The organism is Aquimarina besae, from assembly GCF_042434905.1.
Taxonomy (GTDB): Bacteria; Bacteroidota; Bacteroidia; order Flavobacteriales; family Flavobacteriaceae; genus Aquimarina.
The window spans coordinates 2,289,989-2,308,886 of the sequence record NZ_CP170199.1 but is presented as its reverse complement, the minus strand read 5'-3'; the positions used below and the strand labels follow the sequence as shown (position 1 = coordinate 2,308,886).

General features: G+C 32.8%; 15 protein-coding genes. 11 read left to right on the top strand and 4 right to left on the bottom strand.

The window, feature by feature from the left end; translation table 11 throughout:
- Positions 1-104 precede the first annotated feature (104 nt).
- Entirely contained in the window at positions 105-1,991 is a 1,887-nt protein-coding gene (htpG, locus tag ACE94K_RS09965; protein ID WP_378183612.1) for a molecular chaperone HtpG, read from the top strand.
- 176 nt (positions 1,992-2,167) lie between these two features.
- Positions 2,168-3,151, top strand: a complete 984-nt coding sequence (locus ACE94K_RS09960; protein WP_378183609.1) for a response regulator transcription factor — start codon at positions 2,168-2,170, stop codon at positions 3,149-3,151.
- A gap of 162 nt (positions 3,152-3,313) precedes the next feature.
- On the opposite strand, the gene ACE94K_RS09955 is transcribed toward ACE94K_RS09960, so the two are convergent.
- Positions 3,314-3,664: a hypothetical protein gene (locus ACE94K_RS09955; protein ID WP_378183606.1), complete on the bottom strand. Its 351-nt coding sequence runs from the start codon at positions 3,662-3,664 to the stop codon at positions 3,314-3,316.
- Positions 3,665-4,264: 600 nt separating this feature from the next.
- Here ACE94K_RS09955 and ACE94K_RS09950 point away from each other — a divergent pair.
- Both ACE94K_RS09950 and ACE94K_RS09945 read left to right on the top strand, forming a co-directional pair.
- A complete protein-coding gene (locus ACE94K_RS09950; protein WP_378183603.1) occupies positions 4,265-7,540 on the top strand; it encodes a DUF2723 domain-containing protein in 3,276 nt (1,091 codons plus the stop codon).
- 40 nt (positions 7,541-7,580) lie between these two features.
- Positions 7,581-8,105, top strand: a complete 525-nt coding sequence (locus ACE94K_RS09945; protein WP_378183600.1) for a TlpA family protein disulfide reductase — start codon at positions 7,581-7,583, stop codon at positions 8,103-8,105.
- Between the two features lie 124 nt (positions 8,106-8,229).
- Here ACE94K_RS09945 and ACE94K_RS09940 read toward each other — a convergent pair whose 3' ends face one another.
- Positions 8,230-10,542, bottom strand: a complete 2,313-nt coding sequence (locus ACE94K_RS09940) for a S9 family peptidase (protein ID WP_378183597.1) — start codon at positions 10,540-10,542, stop codon at positions 8,230-8,232.
- Positions 10,543-10,837: 295 nt separating this feature from the next.
- On the opposite strand from ACE94K_RS09940, the gene ACE94K_RS09935 reads away from it, so the two are divergent.
- Complete coding sequence (locus ACE94K_RS09935; protein ID WP_378183594.1) at positions 10,838-11,686, top strand: DUF6503 family protein; 849 nt, start codon at positions 10,838-10,840, stop codon at positions 11,684-11,686.
- Positions 11,687-11,749: 63 nt separating this feature from the next.
- Here the strand turns inward: ACE94K_RS09935 and ACE94K_RS09930 are convergent, their stop codons facing one another.
- The gene (locus ACE94K_RS09930) at positions 11,750-12,967 is read right to left on the bottom strand and encodes a M12 family metallopeptidase (protein WP_378183591.1); all 1,218 of its coding nucleotides are present in this window, start codon (positions 12,965-12,967) and stop codon (positions 11,750-11,752) included.
- A 286-nt stretch (positions 12,968-13,253) separates the two neighbouring features.
- On the opposite strand from ACE94K_RS09930, the gene ACE94K_RS09925 reads away from it, so the two are divergent.
- The 4 genes from ACE94K_RS09925 (at position 13,254) to ACE94K_RS09910 (ending at position 16,179) form a co-directional block, all read left to right on the top strand.
- Positions 13,254-13,715 carry a hypothetical protein gene (locus tag ACE94K_RS09925; protein WP_378183588.1) on the top strand — a complete coding sequence of 154 codons (462 nt, stop codon included), beginning with the start codon at positions 13,254-13,256 and terminating at the stop codon, positions 13,713-13,715.
- Positions 13,715-14,062, top strand: a complete 348-nt coding sequence (locus ACE94K_RS09920; protein WP_378183585.1) for a DoxX family protein — start codon at positions 13,715-13,717, stop codon at positions 14,060-14,062. The genes ACE94K_RS09925 and ACE94K_RS09920 overlap by 1 nt, the downstream gene beginning before the upstream one ends.
- Before the next feature lie 15 nt (positions 14,063-14,077).
- Complete coding sequence (locus ACE94K_RS09915) at positions 14,078-14,680, top strand: alpha-ketoglutarate-dependent dioxygenase AlkB (RefSeq protein ID WP_378183582.1); 603 nt, start codon at positions 14,078-14,080, stop codon at positions 14,678-14,680.
- A 638-nt stretch (positions 14,681-15,318) separates the two neighbouring features.
- Positions 15,319-16,179 carry a helix-turn-helix domain-containing protein gene (locus ACE94K_RS09910; protein ID WP_378183579.1) on the top strand — a complete coding sequence of 287 codons (861 nt, stop codon included), beginning with the start codon at positions 15,319-15,321 and terminating at the stop codon, positions 16,177-16,179.
- A gap of 8 nt (positions 16,180-16,187) precedes the next feature.
- Here the strand turns inward: ACE94K_RS09910 and ACE94K_RS09905 are convergent, their stop codons facing one another.
- The gene (locus ACE94K_RS09905) at positions 16,188-16,970 is read right to left on the bottom strand and encodes a S1/P1 nuclease (RefSeq protein ID WP_378183577.1); all 783 of its coding nucleotides are present in this window, start codon (positions 16,968-16,970) and stop codon (positions 16,188-16,190) included.
- A 151-nt stretch (positions 16,971-17,121) separates the two neighbouring features.
- Here ACE94K_RS09905 and ACE94K_RS09900 point away from each other — a divergent pair, with 151 nt between their 5' ends.
- Together ACE94K_RS09900 and ACE94K_RS09895 are read left to right on the top strand one after the other, a co-directional pair.
- Positions 17,122-18,057 carry an alpha/beta hydrolase gene (locus ACE94K_RS09900; RefSeq protein WP_378183574.1) on the top strand — a complete coding sequence of 312 codons (936 nt, stop codon included), beginning with the start codon at positions 17,122-17,124 and terminating at the stop codon, positions 18,055-18,057.
- 32 nt (positions 18,058-18,089) lie between these two features.
- Positions 18,090-18,896, top strand: coding sequence for a Cof-type HAD-IIB family hydrolase (locus tag ACE94K_RS09895; RefSeq protein ID WP_378183571.1), 807 nt, complete (start codon positions 18,090-18,092; stop codon positions 18,894-18,896).
- Positions 18,897-18,898 lie beyond the last annotated feature (2 nt).

The window sequence follows — 18,898 nt, the reverse complement described above, 5'->3', positions numbered from 1 at the left end:
GTGTAGAAATTCTCTTTCAATGTCAGTTTGTCAGCCTTGTAGAATTGGTATTTTTTTTGACTACTAAAAGGCAATAGCGATAATTAAAATAAAAACATAAAAATATGGCAACAGGAAGTATTAATGTATCGGTAGAAAACATTTTTCCTTTGATTAAAAAATTCTTGTATTCTGATCACGAGATCTTTTTGCGTGAATTAATATCTAATGCAACAGACGCAACTCTTAAACTTAAGCATTTGACCAATATTGGTGAAGCAAAAGTAGCGTATGGTGACCCAAGAATTGAAGTTAAAATTGATAAAGAAAATAAACTTCTTCATATTATCGATCAAGGAATAGGGATGACCGCAGAAGAGGTAGAAAAGTACATCAATCAGGTGGCTTTTTCGGGTGCTGAAGAATTTTTGGAAAAGTATAAAGATAGTGCAAAAGATTCTGGAATTATTGGACATTTTGGTCTTGGCTTTTATTCTGCATTTATGGTCGCCAATAAAGTGGAGATAATTACAAAATCCTATAAAGATGAACCTGCAGCGCACTGGACTTGTGATGGTTCTCCTACTTATACTATCGAACCTCATGATAAAACCGAAAGAGGTACAGAAATCATTTTACATATCGGAGAAGATGATGTCGAATTCCTTGAAGAATCGAGAATTCGTGAGTTATTGGTTAAATACAATAAGTTTATGCCAGTACCGATAAAATTTGGTACAAAAACAGAAACATTACCAAAACCTGAAGGTGCAAAAGAAGAAGATCCTGCTCCTACTAAAGAAGTAGATAACATTATTAATAACCCAAATCCAGCCTGGACAAAACAACCAACGGATTTGAAAGATGAAGATTATAAAAGTTTTTATCGGGAATTGTATCCTATGCAGTTCGAGGAGCCACTTTTTAACATTCATCTTAATGTAGATTATCCTTTCAATCTTACAGGGATATTATATTTTCCAAAACTTGGTCAGGACATGAATTTCCAAAAGGATAGAATTCAGTTATATCAAAATCAGGTTTTTGTAACGGATAATGTAGAAGGTATCGTTCCTGAATTTTTAACGATGCTTCGCGGTGTTATTGATTCTCCGGATATTCCACTAAATGTTTCGAGATCTTATCTACAAGCTGATGGTGCTGTCAAGAAAATATCTAGCTATATCACCCGTAAAGTGGCGGATAAGCTAAATTCTTTATTCAAAAATGACAGAGAGGATTTTGAAAAGAAATGGAATGATATCAAGGTAGTGATTGAATATGGAATGTTATCTGAGGATAAATTCTTTGAAAAAGCAGACAAATTTGCGCTTTATCCTACCGTTGATGACACCTATTTTACTTTTGAAGAACTACAAGAAAAAATAAAAGAAAACCAAACAGATAAAGATAATAAGCTGGTTATTCTTTATGCTTCTGATAAAGATGCGCAACACGCTTACATCTCTGCTGCAAAAGATAAGGGATACCAAGTACTATTATTGGATTCTCCAATAGTTTCGCATTTGATTCAAAAGTTAGAAACTAGTAAGGAAAATATCTCTTTCGTACGTGTGGATGGGGATCATATTGATAATTTGATCAAAAAAGATGAGGAAACAATTTCTAAGCTATCTGATGAAGAAAAAGAAAGCCTGAAGGCAGATTTAGAAAAGGTAATTCCTGGTGAGAAATATACCGTGCAATTAGAAGCAATGGACAGTTCTGCTTCTCCATTTATGATTACTCAACCTGAGTTTATGCGCCGTATGAAAGAGATGCAGCAAACTGGCGGTGGCGGAATGAATATGTTTGGTAACATGCCAGAGATGTACAATCTGATTGTGAATACAAATCATGATTTAATCACCCAAATAAAGGATACCAAAACAGAAAAAAAGAAAGAACGTTTAATCAAGCAATCACTAGATTTAGCAAGACTTTCTCAAAACCTTCTTAAAGGAGAGGAACTCACAGCGTTTATCAAACGTAGTTTTGAGATGATTAAATAATGAAGAAGCGCTTACGTTTTTGGAACTTTTGATTTTAAAAAGCTACGCTTTAGAACATAGATAATAAAACCGCTTCGCTGTTAGATTCAGTTGGGGCGGTTTTTATTTGTGAACATGTTATTTCTTATTTTATTATTTTTACCACCTTACTACTTTCAATTTAAATAACAAGAATCATGAGAAATATATTTTATCTTTTCATCGTACTACTATTTGTTGGTTTCTTTGCAAATGGACAAGAAATTGTTTCTGGTTATTTAGATCTTAAAAATCCTGAAAATTGGGAAAAACAAGTACAATTGAGTGAAGTGCAACTAAACGGTACTGCCAATGGACACACCTACATTCCCATTGCTTCTTCTTTAGTTTCTAAAGATGGATATTTCTCATTCGACCAAAAATGGTTTGATAGCAATGATCGCATTTATAGAATTCATATTGACCCTACAAAAACATTATCGGGGAATACAGAGATCATTAAAAACGATAAGCTATTCATTTTATCCAAGAATGATTCGATTTATTTTGAAAAAGGAATGTCGCTATTTGACAATTACACTACCAATAATAAGGCGGATAAAGAATGGCAGCAACTAAAAAAATTTGAATCCAAATTCGAAAGTCTACACGATGATTTTGATACTGAAAAGTATTTACTCAGGACTAAAGGTTATGCAAAAGACTCTTTACAGATTCTTTTGGTAAAACTAATAAGTATCAAAAAATTGGATGACAAGAAATTACTTGAAAAAGATATTAAAGAAAATACTGCTTACTATGCTGGTTTATTAAAAGAATTAAAATCCAGTGATATCGACCCGGCTTTATTTGTGTATTTAGAGAATAAACTTTCTTTAATTCATAAAGATAAAATTGAGAAAAAATATTCTATCAGTATGCTTTTTAATGGTATTGTAGGATTACTTATTGTTGGTATGGTTTTTATTGTCCTAAGAAAAAGAAAAAACGATAAGAGCGAATCTTTCATATCTTTAAGTAAGCAAGAAAACACAATCAAAGAGTTAATTATTTCAGGAAAGAGCAATAAAGAAATTGCGAATGAACTTTTTATTAGCGTAAATACCGTAAAAACCCATATCTCTAATATTTACAGTAAATTAAACATCACGAGTAGAAAAGAGTTATTACTTAAAAAGTAACCGATAGCTACCAAATCAATTCATAAACTCCTATCCGGTCACACGATGTTGGTAGCGACTATTTTTTTTCAGTACATTCAAACTATCTACTATAAAGCAAAAAAAACTCCTTCAAAACGAAGGAGTCATACTATGATTTATATTTTGTTTAGTTTTTTACCATTATGGCATTAAACTTACTACAGCATTCTTTTGAGTAATTTCAGTATCTCCTTTTTTATCAGTTACTTCAGTTAATCTGGTAGTTTTTCTTACATCTGTATTGAAACCTGTTTTTTCTAATAAGCTTCTGTAAAATTCAGTTTTGGTTGTATTTACAGTTGAAGCAACTTCCTTCCGAGTATCCTTTATAGTAATATCAAAGTTATTTGCCTTTACCAATGCTTTGAAGAAATCTACTTTAGAACTTTTTATATTCTTAGTTGCCATCTGAGGTTCCTGATTAGCACCTTCTTGTGCTGTGATGGTTAGGGTAGAAAATAAAACTGCGATAGTAAAAAAGATAGTTTTCATAGTATTGGGGGCTTAATGTAACTTTGATTAACTGATGTAAATTTAAGATGAAAAAATAGCGTGTTAAAATAATTTAAAAACTTTTAGATAAAGTGATTTTTTAAACCGACGAAATACACAATTTTTACGGTTTTACCGTACAAAAAATTCGTTATATTGCTCAATTTGTAGGATTTTTTACGGTAAAAATTTTTATTTTTTCTTCAAAATGAGCAGATTATCTAATAATTTAGACATACTACTTTTTTTTAAGAAAAAATTAATAAGGATTCTTATGTATAGAATAATTAATCAATAATCAAATCCATCTTCTTCAATAACCTAAATAATGCTTTTAAACAACTGACATCATATGAGCTTATCTATCTATGTATAGATCTTATTTTTTTTCCTCCTGTCCCAGAACTTTATAACGTTGCATTTACTCCACCAATGTCTTTAAATCTTTGTTACTCAATCTTGATAAAGAATTGAACATAGCAATAATCCTTTAGAAATGATTAAAATCATACCCGTACTAGTACCTTATTACAACTTCTGAAATCCCCTTTATTTTAAATTTTAAGTTTCATTTGATTTCCTAAAAGCTAATCAGTAGAAATGAATACATCTGTTTTTAAAAAGTGGAATCTTATATTAGGTTGGACTGCATTTCTAATCGCTCTTACTGTTTATGTAAAAACAGTAGAACCAACCAATAGTTTTTGGGATGTAGGAGAATACATTTCAACCTCTTCAAAGTTACAAATCGGTCATCCTCCCGGTGCTCCTTTATTTCAAATGATAGGTGCTTTTGCTTCTATTTTTGCCGCTCATCCGGATCAAATTGCATATACCTTAAATATTACATCGGGAGTTGCCAGTGCCTTTACCATACTTTTTATGTTTTGGTCCATAAGCATACTACTCAGAAATTTGACGATTGCCAAGTCTAATTTTACAAAAAGTACTGCTATCACCGTTTTAGGAAGTGCGTTTACGGGATCTTTGGGATTTGCTTTTACCGATAGTTTTTGGTTCAACGCTGCAGAGGCAGAAGTTTATGCGATGGCTACCTGTATTCTTTCTGTTTTATTTTATCTGGGTTTATTATGGCAACGAGATATGCATAAACCCAAGGGAAACAAATGGATTATTGTTATTTCATTTATAGTAGGATTATCCTTTGGAGTACATTTTATGGGATTACTTTCGATCCCAGCTATTGGTCTGTTGTATTATTTCAAAAATTACAAAAACATTACCCTTAAAAATTTTATAGTTGCAAACCTAATCGTTGTTGCCGTATTGTTATTCATTTTTAAGATGCTGCTTCCTTATACTCTCAAATACTTTGGAACTTTAGAGATATTCTTTGTAAACAATATGGGGCTTCCCTTTCACTCAGGAACCATTATTGCCGGTATTAGTCTGATCGTATGTTTTTATCTGGGGCTAAAGTATACCAGAAAAAAATCTTATCCTTTACTCAATACTTGCTTTTTATGCATTCTATTTATTTTGATAGGTTTTTCCAGCTGGTTAATGGTACCCATCAGAGCCAATGCAGGAACTGTAATTAATGAAAACAATCCTAACAATGCCAAAGAATTATTAGCGTACTACAATCTGGAACAATACCCAAAAACTTATTTGTTTTATGGCCCTCAATTCACTGAGATCTATAGCAACTTAGATGAGACTGAGCCATACAAAGATGATAAACCCAAATATGAAAAGGATGCAAAAACCGGAAAATATGTAATTGTCAATGATTGGAAAAATGCAAATCAGAACTTAGACAATCGACACAAAACTTTGTTACCAAGGATGTGGAGTACAGAACATATCAGCAATTATATGTTGTTTAGCGGACCGCTGAAATTCTCTATCAAAGTAGAATATCAAGATGAAAAGGAACTGGTGGATACCGTTATCGATTTCCGAAAGAAATTTGCGTCCGGTGCATTAGACTATAGCGATTATCATAAATTCCTGGAATCATTTGGTCAATTTTTGGATATAGAACCTCCTTCATTCTGGGACAATGTATCCTATTTATTTCAGTACCAAATTAATTACATGTATTGGCGATATTTTATGTGGAACTTTGTAGGGAGACAAGATGATGTACAAGGTAAATTATCCTCTTTACACGGAAATTGGCTTAGTGGAGTTTCTTTTATTGATGAATACCGTTTAGGATCACAAAATAATTTACCCACCAATACAGTAAAAAACAAAGCAAGAAATACCTATTATTTTATTCCGCTAATACTAGGATTGATAGGTTTGGTATTTCAATTTAAGACCGACAAAAAGAATTTCTGGATATTACTTGTATTTTTTCTTTTTACGGGTTTATCACTAAAAATATATCTCAATGAACGACCTTTTGAACCCAGAGAAAGAGATTACGCACTGGTTGGATCTTTTTATGTATTTTCCATTTGGATTGCATTTGGCATCTATGCACTATTTGAAATTTTAAAAGATAAAATTGATGCTAAAAAATCCGCATTTATCGTAATCGTGCTTTCATTTCTCGGTGTGCCTTCTCTATTGATTTCCCAAAACTGGGATGATCACGATCGATCCGAACGGTATACGGCTCAATCCTTAGCAAAAACGTATTTATCATCCTGTCAGAAAGACGCTATTTTATTTTCTATCGGAGATAACGATAGTTTCCCTTTGTGGTATGTACAGGAAATTGAAGAATATAGAACCGATATACGAATTCTTATTACAAACCTCTTAGCTACTGATTGGTACATAGACCAAATGAAAACTGCAGCTTATGAAGGTAAACCAATCCCGTCTCAACTGGAACACGACTTCTATACCTACGGAAACAACGATGCTATTTTTTATAAAGCGGTCACAAAAGATACCATGCTTATTAAAAACTGGATGCGCTGGATCACGTCTGATGATGGTAGAACTAAAGAAAAACTTAGGAACGGAAAAACAGTGTCCACGTTCCCTACCAGAAATATTCGAATACCCGTCGATAAGGAATCGGTATTAAAAAACGGAATTGTATCCGAAGAGGATGCCGACAAAATTGTACCATATATTGATATTCATTTAAAAGGTAATTACCTTCCTAAACATCGACTGGTAATGTTAGACATCATTGCCAATAACAATTGGGAACGCCCTATTTATTTTACCGGCGGTAGTTTTGGTGATGATGACTATATCTGGATGAAAGATTATTTGCAATTAGACGGAATGACCTATAAACTTGTTCCTATAAAAACAAAGGTCAATCCATCAAACCCCTATCAATTAGGTAGAGTTCATACAGATGTGATGTATGAAAACATCAAAGCTTGGGATTGGGGAAATGGAGATAGTACAGAAATATACCACGATCTAGAAACCCGAAGAAATGGAATCTCTTATAGAACAAATCTTGGTAGACTTGCCAACCAATTGATCCAAGAAAATAAAATTGATAAAGCTGAAGAAATTCTGGATTTGGGGATCGAAAAAATGCCTTTAGATTTCTATGAGTTTTATACTCCTTTACATTCTTTTGTGAGTAGCTATTATCAAATTAACAAAAAAGAAAAAGCAAGAGCGCTATGGAAAAAATTAGCAAAAAAATATCAAGAACAGTTGGTATATTTTGCAAACGTATCTTATAAATGGCAAGAGGAAAACTTTGAAAGTATTATGGATAACGTGGCTTATTATAGAGATCTTATCGATATACTGGTAGATGCTGAGGATGAGGAAATACTGGATACCGAAATTGATACTTTTAACAGACATATACATATGTTTCCCAGATTCTTTGCTAAACAGAAAAAATCTCTACCCAGTACTAATTTAGAAGATGAAATAAATCTTTTGAAAGAGTTACAATCTGAGCAGGAAATTGAGTAAATATAGTATCTTGTCTTAGAAATTAATAATTTTTAAAAAGATGCGCTTTATACTATTCATTTTATTGACCGGAACTATTTCTCTATATGCTCAACGAGCAGATATAAACGTGAAAGTTGGTGATCCATTCCCTCCTTTTGAATTAAAAAACTTAAACAATAAAACAATTACTCTTGATGATTTAAAAGGAAAAGTTATCTTTTTAAACACTTGGTTTAATGGTTGCAAGCCTTGTGTAGAAGAGATGCCTGAACTAAATAAACTAAGAGAAAAATATAAAGATCAAGTAATCTTTTTATCTATGACTTTGGATAGTAAAGAGGAAACCAAACAATTTTTAAAAACGCATGACTATAATTTTGAACATCTGGTAGATGCAGAACCTTTTTTGAAAAATGTTCTTGGAAGTAAAGCGTTTCCAAGAAATATAATTATTGACAAAAACACGATAATCCGCAACATCGATTATGGTTTGCCTCATATAAAAAACCCAGGAGAAGAGGAACTAAAAATGGCTGATTACACTTTTTTTGAAGCATCTCTTTTAGAAGTACTATCAAAATAATTTGTTTCTTAGGATATCTAGTATATAAATGAAAAACCTCCTGACCCAAGTTTTCAGGAGGTTTTTACTACTTATCAAAAAAGGATAAGTAATTCCGTTTTAAAAAAAAATCAGTTTTACTTGATTATCCCTTAACAGGTTTTGTAGTTTCTTTTTTACCAATATGTTTAGCATAGAATCCCATCATAGCTTTATACATCGCAATAGAATTTTCTTCTTTACCAAAACCATGACCTTCGTCATATCGAACCATATAAGGCACATCAAATCCTTTTTCTCTTAGTGCTTTTACGATTTGATCAGATTCATCAATATTAACACGCGGATCGTTTGCTCCTTGCACCACAAATAAAGGCTTTTTGATTTTATCGATTTGATAAACCGGAGATACTTCTTCCATAATCGCTTTTTCTTCAGCAATATCCTCATCATACCATATCTCTTTGATAATCTTTAAATATGGTTTCCAATATGGTGGAATCGTCTTCATAAAAGTGAATAAATTAGAGACTCCAACATAATCCACACCACAAGCATAAAGGTCTGGTGTTTTGGTAAGTCCGCGTAACACAGCATAACCGCCGTGACTACCTCCATAAATTGCTACTCGATCTTTATCTATCCAACCTTGATCAATTACATACTGCAATCCATCTTCTACATCATCCATGGCTTTTCTACCGATTTGTTTAAATCCGGTTTCCAGAAATTCTCGACCATACCCTCCTGATATTCTAAAATTAACTTGTAAAGTGGCATACCCTCTGCTCGCAAATAATTGTGCCTCCGGATTGAATCCCCAAGAATCTCTGATGCCCTGTGGCCCACCGTGTGGATTTACAATTAGTGGTACTTTTTTACCATTTATTGCTTCTTTTGGTAAGGTAATATATCCGTGTATCGTTAATCCATCTCTACTTTTGAAGGTAATCGGACGCATCTCTGCCATATCATTCTCCTTGAGCTGTGGCATTAAGTTATACAACAACTTAAACTTATCTTTAACCGCATCATAAGAATAATAAACTCCATACAATTTATCACTTCGTAAAAAGATTAAGTACTTGTCTTCTTCATCTGTCTTACCAGAAATTGAATATTGATGATCAGGAAATTTCTTGGTAATTTTTTTGTGTAATTTTTTGTAATAATCACTTATAGGAACGATTACTCTTTTTTCTCCTTCATATGAGAAATAATCCAACTCATACCCTCTTTTTCTTGATAACGAAAGATTAGACACATCATAATTATCGTTAGAAAATAATTTTTTTATTACTTTATCAGCTTTAAGATCGTATAAATAAATCTGAGCTTTATCTGTTTCCAGATTCGAGACTACATAGGCGTCGTGTGGATTTTCTGTGGCATAATCATAGTTTAGTATTGAAAAGGTATCTTTCCAATTCATTTTTTTAATGATTTCATACTTGCCATCTTCTTTAGCGTAGTAAAAATCTATATTAACACCATCTCTTATTTTACCATATCCTCTAAGGTTACCATCTTTATCAAAGTTATATCCTGATATAGGGTTTGCCGCATCTTCATTTTTAAACAATTGTTTAATTTCTCCGGTAACAATATTGATCTTATAAGGCTCAAAAATCTGTTTATTATTTTTATTCATAGAGATGATCATATGATCTTTATCTTCTTTCAATCCCTCTAGAATATTAACCTGTACACCTTCATAAGGCGTTAATTCTTTCTGATCAGTACCATCTATATTTGCCGCAAAAAGGTGATAATCCTCATTTCCTCCTTTATCCATTACGTACACCAATCGCTCATTATTTGCCCAGCCATATCCTCTTATCAGTTCTTCTTTTTCCTCAATTACACGTGTAACCTTATCGGTTGCTATTTCTTTTACATATACGTGATTTTTATTGTTTTCATCTTTTTCTCTATACGAAAGATATTTTCCGTCTGGAGAAAACTGAAAACTCCTGGCTTTGGGTTTCGCAAAATAATCCTCTACAGAGTATTTGTAGTTACCTTGATCTAAACTTGCCATTTTTTCTAATTCTGCATCAGAAGAAACCAATGCTGGATTCCCTGGTATTGTTTTCTCTGATTTTTCCATTTCTAATGGTAGTTCCATTCCGCTTTGATAAAAAGTTCCTTTTAATTTATTGTTTTCAAGAGATGCTACATATTTGATCCCTGCTTGTTTAAACGTCAAAGTTAATTGATTGTTTTGAAAGACTGTTGCATCCATAGGAATTCCGGTTGCACCTTGGGCAGGGCTATCCATTTTAGAAGATAAAGCTCCTTCATTCGCTTCAATATGAAATACCAAAGGAACCTCTGTACCCTGTACAGATAATTTTCCTTTCCAGGTCCCTATTACCTCTTGTCCGTACGTTTGCATACATGCCATACAAAGTACGATCATACATACACCCAAAAATTTCTTTACTGTCTGTTTCATGTGTTGTTATTTATTGTTATTAAACATAAAGTGAAAAATTACTCCTTGTATTTTAGCAAATACATACTCAATTACTAAAGCTAAATACCTTTGCTATTAAATTGAATATAATTAGTGTAGATATCTATTGAATTAGTAATTGACAAGTGCTTTTTGTTACATTATTTCTGACATTTAACAAAAGAAAATATTTCTTAACTCGCTATTTAGGAATATATCTGTTACAATTTTCATAAAGATTATACTACTATTTATGGTTTTAGTACTTTAGAGTTATAACACAAATAACCTCACCATGAAAAGATTTTTTATAGTATTACTCTCCATTACCATACTTAGTTGTAATCAAACCAAAAAAGAAGAAAACAAGGAATCTGAAGTAAAAGAAAATGTAGACGCTATTCCTGTAGAATCCAATGGTGGAATTGGGGATGGAGCATTATCTATTACTAATCATTTTATTCAAAGTATCGAAAAAGCGCATAAGAAGGATACATTTTTACAACATAAGGCAGTTAGCTTTTATGCCAACATTATTTTTAATGGAAAAGAACATTTGGATGGAAAAATTACAATGCTCACAAATTCATCAAAAATCAGAATTGATAAAAAAGATGACAGTAAGCTTATCTATGATGGAGAAAATGTATACTTATGTCCTGCAGACGCCAATGATAAAGGTGCACGTTTTGATATGTTTACCTGGACTTATTTTTTTGGGCTCCCTTATAAGTTAAGTGATCCCGGCACCCAATGGGAAATGCAAGACGATCGAAAGCTTGATGGAGTTGTCCACAGTACGGCAAAACTCAGCTTTGAGCCAGGAACCGGTGATGCTCCTGATGACTGGTACATTATCTATGCTGATCCAAAAACAAAAGCTCTTCAAGCTGCTGCATATATTGTTACCTTTGGTAGTGATGGTGATACTAAAAATGCTGAAGCTGATCCACATGCGATACAATATAAAGAATTTACAACCGTAGATGATATTCCGTTTGCTACGAAATGGGAATTTTATGGCTGGACGTCTGAAAAAGGAATGACGGATAAACTAGGAGAAGCAACAATTACAGATATTACATTTTTAGAAGACGAAGGTGAATTATTTGATGATCCTGAAAATTCTAAGATTATAGACTGATGCTTTAAGACAAAAAAACACCGCGAAAATCGCGGTGTTTTTTCATTCACAAATTCAGTAAATTTACAATCCCGAAATTACGAATTCTTCCCAGTTTCCTATGGCTGTTCGATTACAGGTCATTTCTTTTGCACCGTTTTCCGAACTTATATATCTACCATTATTTCCTCTTAATGCATATTTGTTTCCATCTCTGCTTACCAACGTAAATTGTTCCCAAGAGCCTATTTGGGTTCTGTTACAGGTGATAGGTTTATTACCATTCTCGCTACTTACGTATTTACCATTGTTTCCCTTAAGCGCTACTTTCCCACCACTAAGTGTTATCAATTCAAACTTCTCCCATCCTTGTGCTGTGGTTCTGTTGCAATTCATAGGTTTACTCCCATTTTCACTACTTACATAGTTATTGTTATTCCCTCTCAATTCGATAATACTACCAGAAGTAACCGGCGGATACATTTTGTTGATTCCGATTACATCACTATTCGAGAGACCATTGCGTTGTGCATTGTAAGTGCTTCCATTGGAACGAACTATGGTAGGTTGGCCATTTTTCGAAAACGCATAAGATCCATACATCATTATACTTCCCAAATCCAAACTTGAAGTATATTCATTTCCATCCTGTCCTTGTTCCAAATATGTTTTAAAATTAAATTCTTTGCCGCTTTGTATATTTTCAAACAGTACTTTTATGTATTGGTCTCTGTCTTTTCTGCTTTGTTCGTGCCATAACCCAATGGCGTGACCAATCTCGTGAATTGTATTTCCGGTAGAACAACCATTAGCCAATGTAATATCCTGTCTTCCACCGATCCGTCCAACATATGATGAACAACCTGATCCACTTTTGAAGTAAACATAATTTGACTGATTCGTACGACGTACAAATCGTAAAGCAGTTTTGGATTCCCAATGAGTAATGGCACTCGTTATTCTGGCTTGATTTGGCAACCCGCTTTGAATTGAATAATACACAGTGTTATTTGGCCATCTGCCACCGACTCTACCAACACCCTTATTATTATCTGAAAGCATAATTTTAATATCACCCTCTAGTATATAATGCTTGTTGATACTTTCTACATCTACCTCATCGCCTTCTAATGTTATTCTAAGTAATTCTCCTGTTTCATCAGGAAAAGCTTGTTCTAACATAAAACTATCATACTGATTTTGCTGATCATCTGCTTCAAACTCCTGCGATTCACAAGAAATGAATAGAATGCTTGTAGTCCAAATTAGAATCGGAATATAAAAACTAAAATATTTTTTCATTGGTTTGATTTGTGTTAGGTTAAAAGTCTTCACTATATTACTAAATAGTTTTACCATGGATGTCCATAAAATACTAAGTGCCTCTAAACATTTAATAAACGAGGTTAATGAAAAAGTATTCGTTATTTGAATATCAGTTAAAAAAGAAAAATATGGAGTATCTAAGTTACTACCCTACTTATTTTTAGAAAACCTAAGCTATAGGATAACGTTAAAATGAAGAATCTTAATTATATTTTTTCGTATCTTTAAAGAACACAACTTATTCTAATTAAAATTCTCTACCATGACTTCGCTATTTAAAAAACTACAGCTTCCTCCTACTCTGGATGAGATACTGATACTTAATGAACCCGAAGGGTTTTGTGAAGAATTGGATTGTCTAAAAGATGTTATGATCAAAGAATCCTTGGTACAGGTATCAGAAGTAGATTTTGCACTGGTTTTTGTTATAGAAAAAAAACAAATTGAAAGCCGAATTGAAACGATATACCCTAAACTCGTTGGAGATGCGATTCTCTGGTTTGCGTATCCTAAAAAAAGTTCTAAAAAATTCACTTCTGAAATAACAAGAGATGACGGCTGGGGAGTGTTAGGTGATTATAATTTAGAACCTGTACGACAAGTGGCTATCGATGAAGATTGGACCGCTATGCGATTTAGAAAAGTGAGTTATATACGAAATATGACCAGAAGCAAAGATTTTGCTCTAAGTAGTGCTGGCAAAGAAAAAACCACCGGAGTTTAATGAATTGGCACTTTTATATCTTATCAGCAGTTTTTATTTTAGCTGGAATTTTTCATTTAATCAAACCGAAGGCATTTATGAGAATTATGCCTTTGTATATTCCATATCACAAGCAATTTGTATATCTCAGCGGTATTGCTGAAATCCTTGCCGGAGTTGGTTTATTGTTTTCTTCAACTAAATTTTTATCTATTTGGGCTATTATTTTGATGCTTATCGTATTTTTCCCTGTTCACCTGCATATGCTTCTAAATAAAAAAGCAAGTCTTAACTTACCGAAATCTTTGCTCATCCTTAGAATATTTCTTCAATTTGGCTTGATTTATTGGGCGTACTCTTATCTCTAAAATTATATTTCAATTTTGAATTTATTTGCTTCTCAAAATGATCCGATAACATTAAAAATGACCGATGCTAATGTTATCTATTATCCCAGTTTTTTTAATAAAAATAAGTCCGATGAGTTATTTAAAACATTACTAGAATCTATACAATGGCAACAAGACGACATCAAGTTATTTGGCAAAGTATATAAGCAACCTAGATTGACAGCTTTGTATGCTTCCAACAAAAAAACGTATACATATTCTAATATTACGATGCAGCCTCATCAATTTACAGATGAACTATTATTTATTAAAAAAGAAATAGAAAATGTATGCCCGGATGTATTTACCACCTGTCTACTCAATCTATATCGTGATGGTCAAGATAGTAATGGCTGGCACGCTGATAATGAAAAAGAATTAGGACCAGAACCTACTATTGCTTCTGTAAGTTTTGGAGAAGAAAGATGGTTTTATTTCAAACACAAAACAAAAAATCTTAAGCAAAAAATTTTATTACAACACGGAAGTTTGCTTCTCATGCGCGGAAAAACACAGGAACATTGGTTACATCAAATTCCAAAATCCAAAAAAATCTCAAACTCTCGAATTAACCTGACCTTTAGGGTAATAAGCTAACCTTAAGGTTATGATAATTTCTATACGATTTGATAGAGACTTCTCGAATAGTCTACCGATCTTACATTATAATGCTCTTTTCCCCGTAATATCAAAGTAATTAGGAGAAAGATAAGATGAATTACACACAGACTCAAAGAGTAGGTATCAAATAAGATGAAGGCCAAAAAAGAAATAAAAAGGAAGCTCCCATTAGCATTTTTTTGGTAAAAAAACCTATGATTAAAAATAATCTAATTATAAATTCTTCAAAGGGAACGTGAGCTGCCAGTGTTTCGATCAGCTCGTAATCAAACAAAGTTGTTTAAGTAAGATATGTTTCTACACTATTTAAAAAATCGGTATAAAAAATCACATTATACGTATTGTGTAACACCAAAAATATTCCATACAATATTCGTACTATTGTATATAGAAACACCCTAAATTTCATCGGAGATTTGTGTCAAAATTTTGTAATCCAAAAATACAATAGCGTTTTCTTATTTGTTAGTATAATGTAAGCTTCAACTTGTACAAACATAAAAACAACTAACTAATTATCAACAATCTTCAACATTTTTGGCAGAGAATACAAGTATAAATCAACCTATTTGTTTTGATTTTATTTTTGTAACTTTAAGACAAAAGACTTGAGTATGAATCGCTATACCTTACACGAAACTTTTGTTGTACATCAATATTCATTTGATAAATGGGAAGCGGAACCGCATAATCATAATTACTTTGAAATCATTTTTGTAGAGAACGGAAGTGGGTATCACACTATTAATGGAGTGAGATTTCGTTATAAGAAAGAAGATATTTTTTTACTGGCGCCTGAAGACACACACCATTTTGAAATAGAAAAACATTCTGCATTTACGCACTTTAAGTTTACCGAACTTTTATTTTCCAGTAAAGTGAACTTACCCGATAGACAATATTGGTTACAAAGAATTGAGCAGTTACTGCACCACCCAAATATTATTCCGGGTGATGTGATCTCGCACGAAGAAGATCGCAGTATTGTATGGGATATTCATAATGTTGTAATGGAAGAATTCAAAAATGAAAAAATATACTATCAGGAAATCATTTCGAATGCTATAAGTACGATCTTAAGTATTATTGTAAGGAATATTTCTGCAAAATACAGTGCTCATAATGGAAAAATAGCTATCAACGATTCAAGAATTGAGCAAATACTTAGCCACATTAGACAAAACGTTTATGACAACGATCTAACGAAGATCAGTTATATGGCAAAAAAGTTTAATATGTCTCAGAGTTCTATCAGTACATACTTCAAAAAAGCTACTGGAGAATCCATTCATCAATACGTAACCAAGTATAAAATGAAGCTGGTGGAATATAGATTACAAAATACCGAATTTACCATTGCAGAAATTGCTTATCAACTGGGATATACAGATGAAAGCCATCTTACTAAAACATTTAAAAAATATTTTTCTATGTCTCCGAAGCAATATCGCAAAGACCTTGCATTGAGTGATTAATTTTCCTTTTAACCAAAAATATCATTTAAAATTTTGGCTAAACGTATCCCTCCTTTTTGTAGTTGAGCTCTTACCGTAGGAAAATGGTTGTACATATATTTATACCCCAATTTCTCTCCTACATTAGCAGATTTATAAACCTTTTTTGCAAGATCCTGAGATTCATAAATCCAATCTAAAACATCACCTTTTTCTATAGCTTCTATCTCGGCGATAGATAATTCGTCTGCATTATCTGCCAATTCTGAATAACTCATTTTATAATAATCAATCATCTCGCTATCCCATACTCTGTGCAGATTAGAGCCTTCTTTAAACCAACGCACCTGAATATCATTTCCTCCTTTATCTTCTCCTCTTCCTACGTGTAATGGTTGGTGTAAATCACCAACAAAGTGTACCAGCATTTTAAGATAAAATTCTTTATCCTCTTCAGAAGAAGTTTCACTTTTTAAAACCTCAATGCATTTTTGGATACCTTGAACTAAATCACCATTCTCACTCGGTTTTTCTTGGCCATATTTCTTGTCGAAAGGAAAATTTAGATAATGCCAAGGGCTATAACCTCTAAAACGATCATCACTTTTAATTTCATCAGCATAAATTGAAACAAAGGCCAAACCCTTCCCATTTAAAAGTTTACTAATATTTCTTTTAGCTTTGTCTGTAAGATAGCTTTCTGCGATCTCACCCGTAACCCGATGTCCTGTTTTTCCCCAATCTTCTGTAATTGAAAATCCATTAAAAGAAACAAGTAACAACAAAAAAAGTATAGCGTATCGTGTATTCATTAGTTTATATTTTGAAGCAAAGATAAAAAAGGGTATGTTAGTGAATCGTTAAATGTTATTTTTATCAGAGAATATCTAAAATAAAATTAGAATTAAAAATATGATATCGTATTTGACGTTTCACAAATACGCATTTTTTAAATCCCCAAATATGAAAATACGGTTTTCAATTTTACTGATCGCCATTTCTACCTTTTGCCTGGCACAAGAGCAAACAGAAAAAGAGTATAACTCTGCAACTGTTAGAGTAAATCGTTTTATAGAAGGAACACTGGCGACGCCTTACTCTGATGATAGTGTGCCTCTAATTATATTTATTATGGATGCCGGTGCTATCAATAGAGAAGGCAATGACAGAATGTCTAAAAACGATGCTTTTAAATTGTTAGCTATTGAATTGGCTAAAAAGGGTATTGCTTCTTATCGATACGACAAGAGACTTTTTAAAATAGATGCCTATGGAATTCAGGAACATGAAATTTCGTTAGACGATTTTATAAATGATGCAAAAGCAACAGTTAACTATTTTAGGAAAAACGGAAATTATACAAAAATTATAATTGCAGGTCATGGTCAGGGTTCATTAGTAGGTATGGTTGCAGCACAAAATGATGCTGACGGTTTTATATCTATTGCAGGAAATGCTCAATCGGTGGATCAAATTGTTATCCAGCAATTAGAAAAGCAAGCGCCCGGGTTAGACAAAAGTGCAGCTGTAGCCTTTAATGACCTTAAGGAAAAAGGAAGAGCTTCAAATTACGATCCCGCTTTAGAATCCATTTTTAGTTATAAGCTACAGCCGTTTATGAAATCATGGATAAAATACACTCCTTCAGAAGAGATAAAAAACTTAGATATTCCTATTTTAATCATGCAAGGAGATAAAGACCTGCAAGTTGAAGTTTCGGAAGCGGAAAAACTAAAGGAAGCTGCTCCTAATGCAGAATATGTAATTATCGAAAACATGAATCACGTTCTCAGAGAGATAAAAGGAAGTAGGCTTGAAAATCATAAATCCTATAATGAGTACTGGCTTAAAATTATGCCTGAAGTTATCGATACTATTATTAACTTCGTAAAAAAATAAATACCTTTTTACATACACTAACCCCAATCAAATTGAATTCACCCCGCATTATTTTTTCTGATATTGATGGAACCCTTCTTAATGCAGAAAGGGAGTTATCAGCGTTAACGATCTCCGAAATAAAACGTGTAAAAGACACCATACCTGTAATACTGATTTCTTCGAGAATGCCAAGTGCTATGACGCATTTGCAAAAAGAACTAGAAATTACGCATATGCCCCTGATCTGTTACAACGGTGGATTAGTATTGGTCGACAAAAAACCCGTACATTCAACATTTATTACTACCGATGTTATAAGCAAACTTCATAAATTTAATGAAGATCATTTATTTCATATTAGCTTATATCACAATGATGACTGGTTTGTACCACAAATGGATTTTTGGGCAAATAGAGAGGCGCAAAACACAAAAGTAACTCCAATTGTGAAATCAACAAAAGACGTTATTGAAATCTGGAAAACCGAAAATAAAGGGGCTCATAAAATCATGTGTATGGGTGATGAAGAGCATATTGATAAAGCGTTTAGTTTTTTAGAAACTAATTTTAGCGATACGCTACATTTATACCGTTCTAAACCAACATATATAGAAGTAGCACATAAAAGTATTTCAAAATTAACTGCAATCGAATTACTACTGGAAACACATTATAAAATTTCTCTATCAGATGTAGTAGCATTTGGCGATAATTATAACGATATTGCTATGCTAAAAGCGGTTGGCACCGGAGTGGCGGTTGCCAATGCTAAGCCTGAAACCTTAAAAATTGCTGATGTTATCACCTTATCCGGAAAAGAGGATGGGGTTGCAACATATATTAAAAACAATATCTGATA

Bases quoted from the DNA above. Each gene is read 5' to 3' on its own strand.
- htpG (WP_378183612.1), top strand. From the start codon at position 105: ATGGCAACAGGAAGTATTAATGTATCGGTAGAAAACATTTTTCCTTTG.
- ACE94K_RS09960 (WP_378183609.1), top strand. From the start codon at position 2,168: ATGAGAAATATATTTTATCTTTTCATCGTACTACTATTTGTTGGTTTC.
- ACE94K_RS09955 (WP_378183606.1), bottom strand. From the start codon at position 3,664: ATGAAAACTATCTTTTTTACTATCGCAGTTTTATTTTCTACCCTAACC.
- ACE94K_RS09950 (WP_378183603.1), top strand. From the start codon at position 4,265: ATGAATACATCTGTTTTTAAAAAGTGGAATCTTATATTAGGTTGGACT.
- ACE94K_RS09945 (WP_378183600.1), top strand. From the start codon at position 7,581: ATGCGCTTTATACTATTCATTTTATTGACCGGAACTATTTCTCTATAT.
- ACE94K_RS09940 (WP_378183597.1), bottom strand. From the start codon at position 10,542: ATGAAACAGACAGTAAAGAAATTTTTGGGTGTATGTATGATCGTACTT.
- ACE94K_RS09935 (WP_378183594.1), top strand. From the start codon at position 10,838: ATGAAAAGATTTTTTATAGTATTACTCTCCATTACCATACTTAGTTGT.
- ACE94K_RS09930 (WP_378183591.1), bottom strand. From the start codon at position 12,967: ATGAAAAAATATTTTAGTTTTTATATTCCGATTCTAATTTGGACTACA.
- ACE94K_RS09925 (WP_378183588.1), top strand. From the start codon at position 13,254: ATGACTTCGCTATTTAAAAAACTACAGCTTCCTCCTACTCTGGATGAG.
- ACE94K_RS09920 (WP_378183585.1), top strand. From the start codon at position 13,715: ATGAATTGGCACTTTTATATCTTATCAGCAGTTTTTATTTTAGCTGGA.
- ACE94K_RS09910 (WP_378183579.1), top strand. From the start codon at position 15,319: ATGAATCGCTATACCTTACACGAAACTTTTGTTGTACATCAATATTCA.
- ACE94K_RS09905 (WP_378183577.1), bottom strand. From the start codon at position 16,970: ATGAATACACGATACGCTATACTTTTTTTGTTGTTACTTGTTTCTTTT.
- ACE94K_RS09900 (WP_378183574.1), top strand. From the start codon at position 17,122: ATGAAAATACGGTTTTCAATTTTACTGATCGCCATTTCTACCTTTTGC.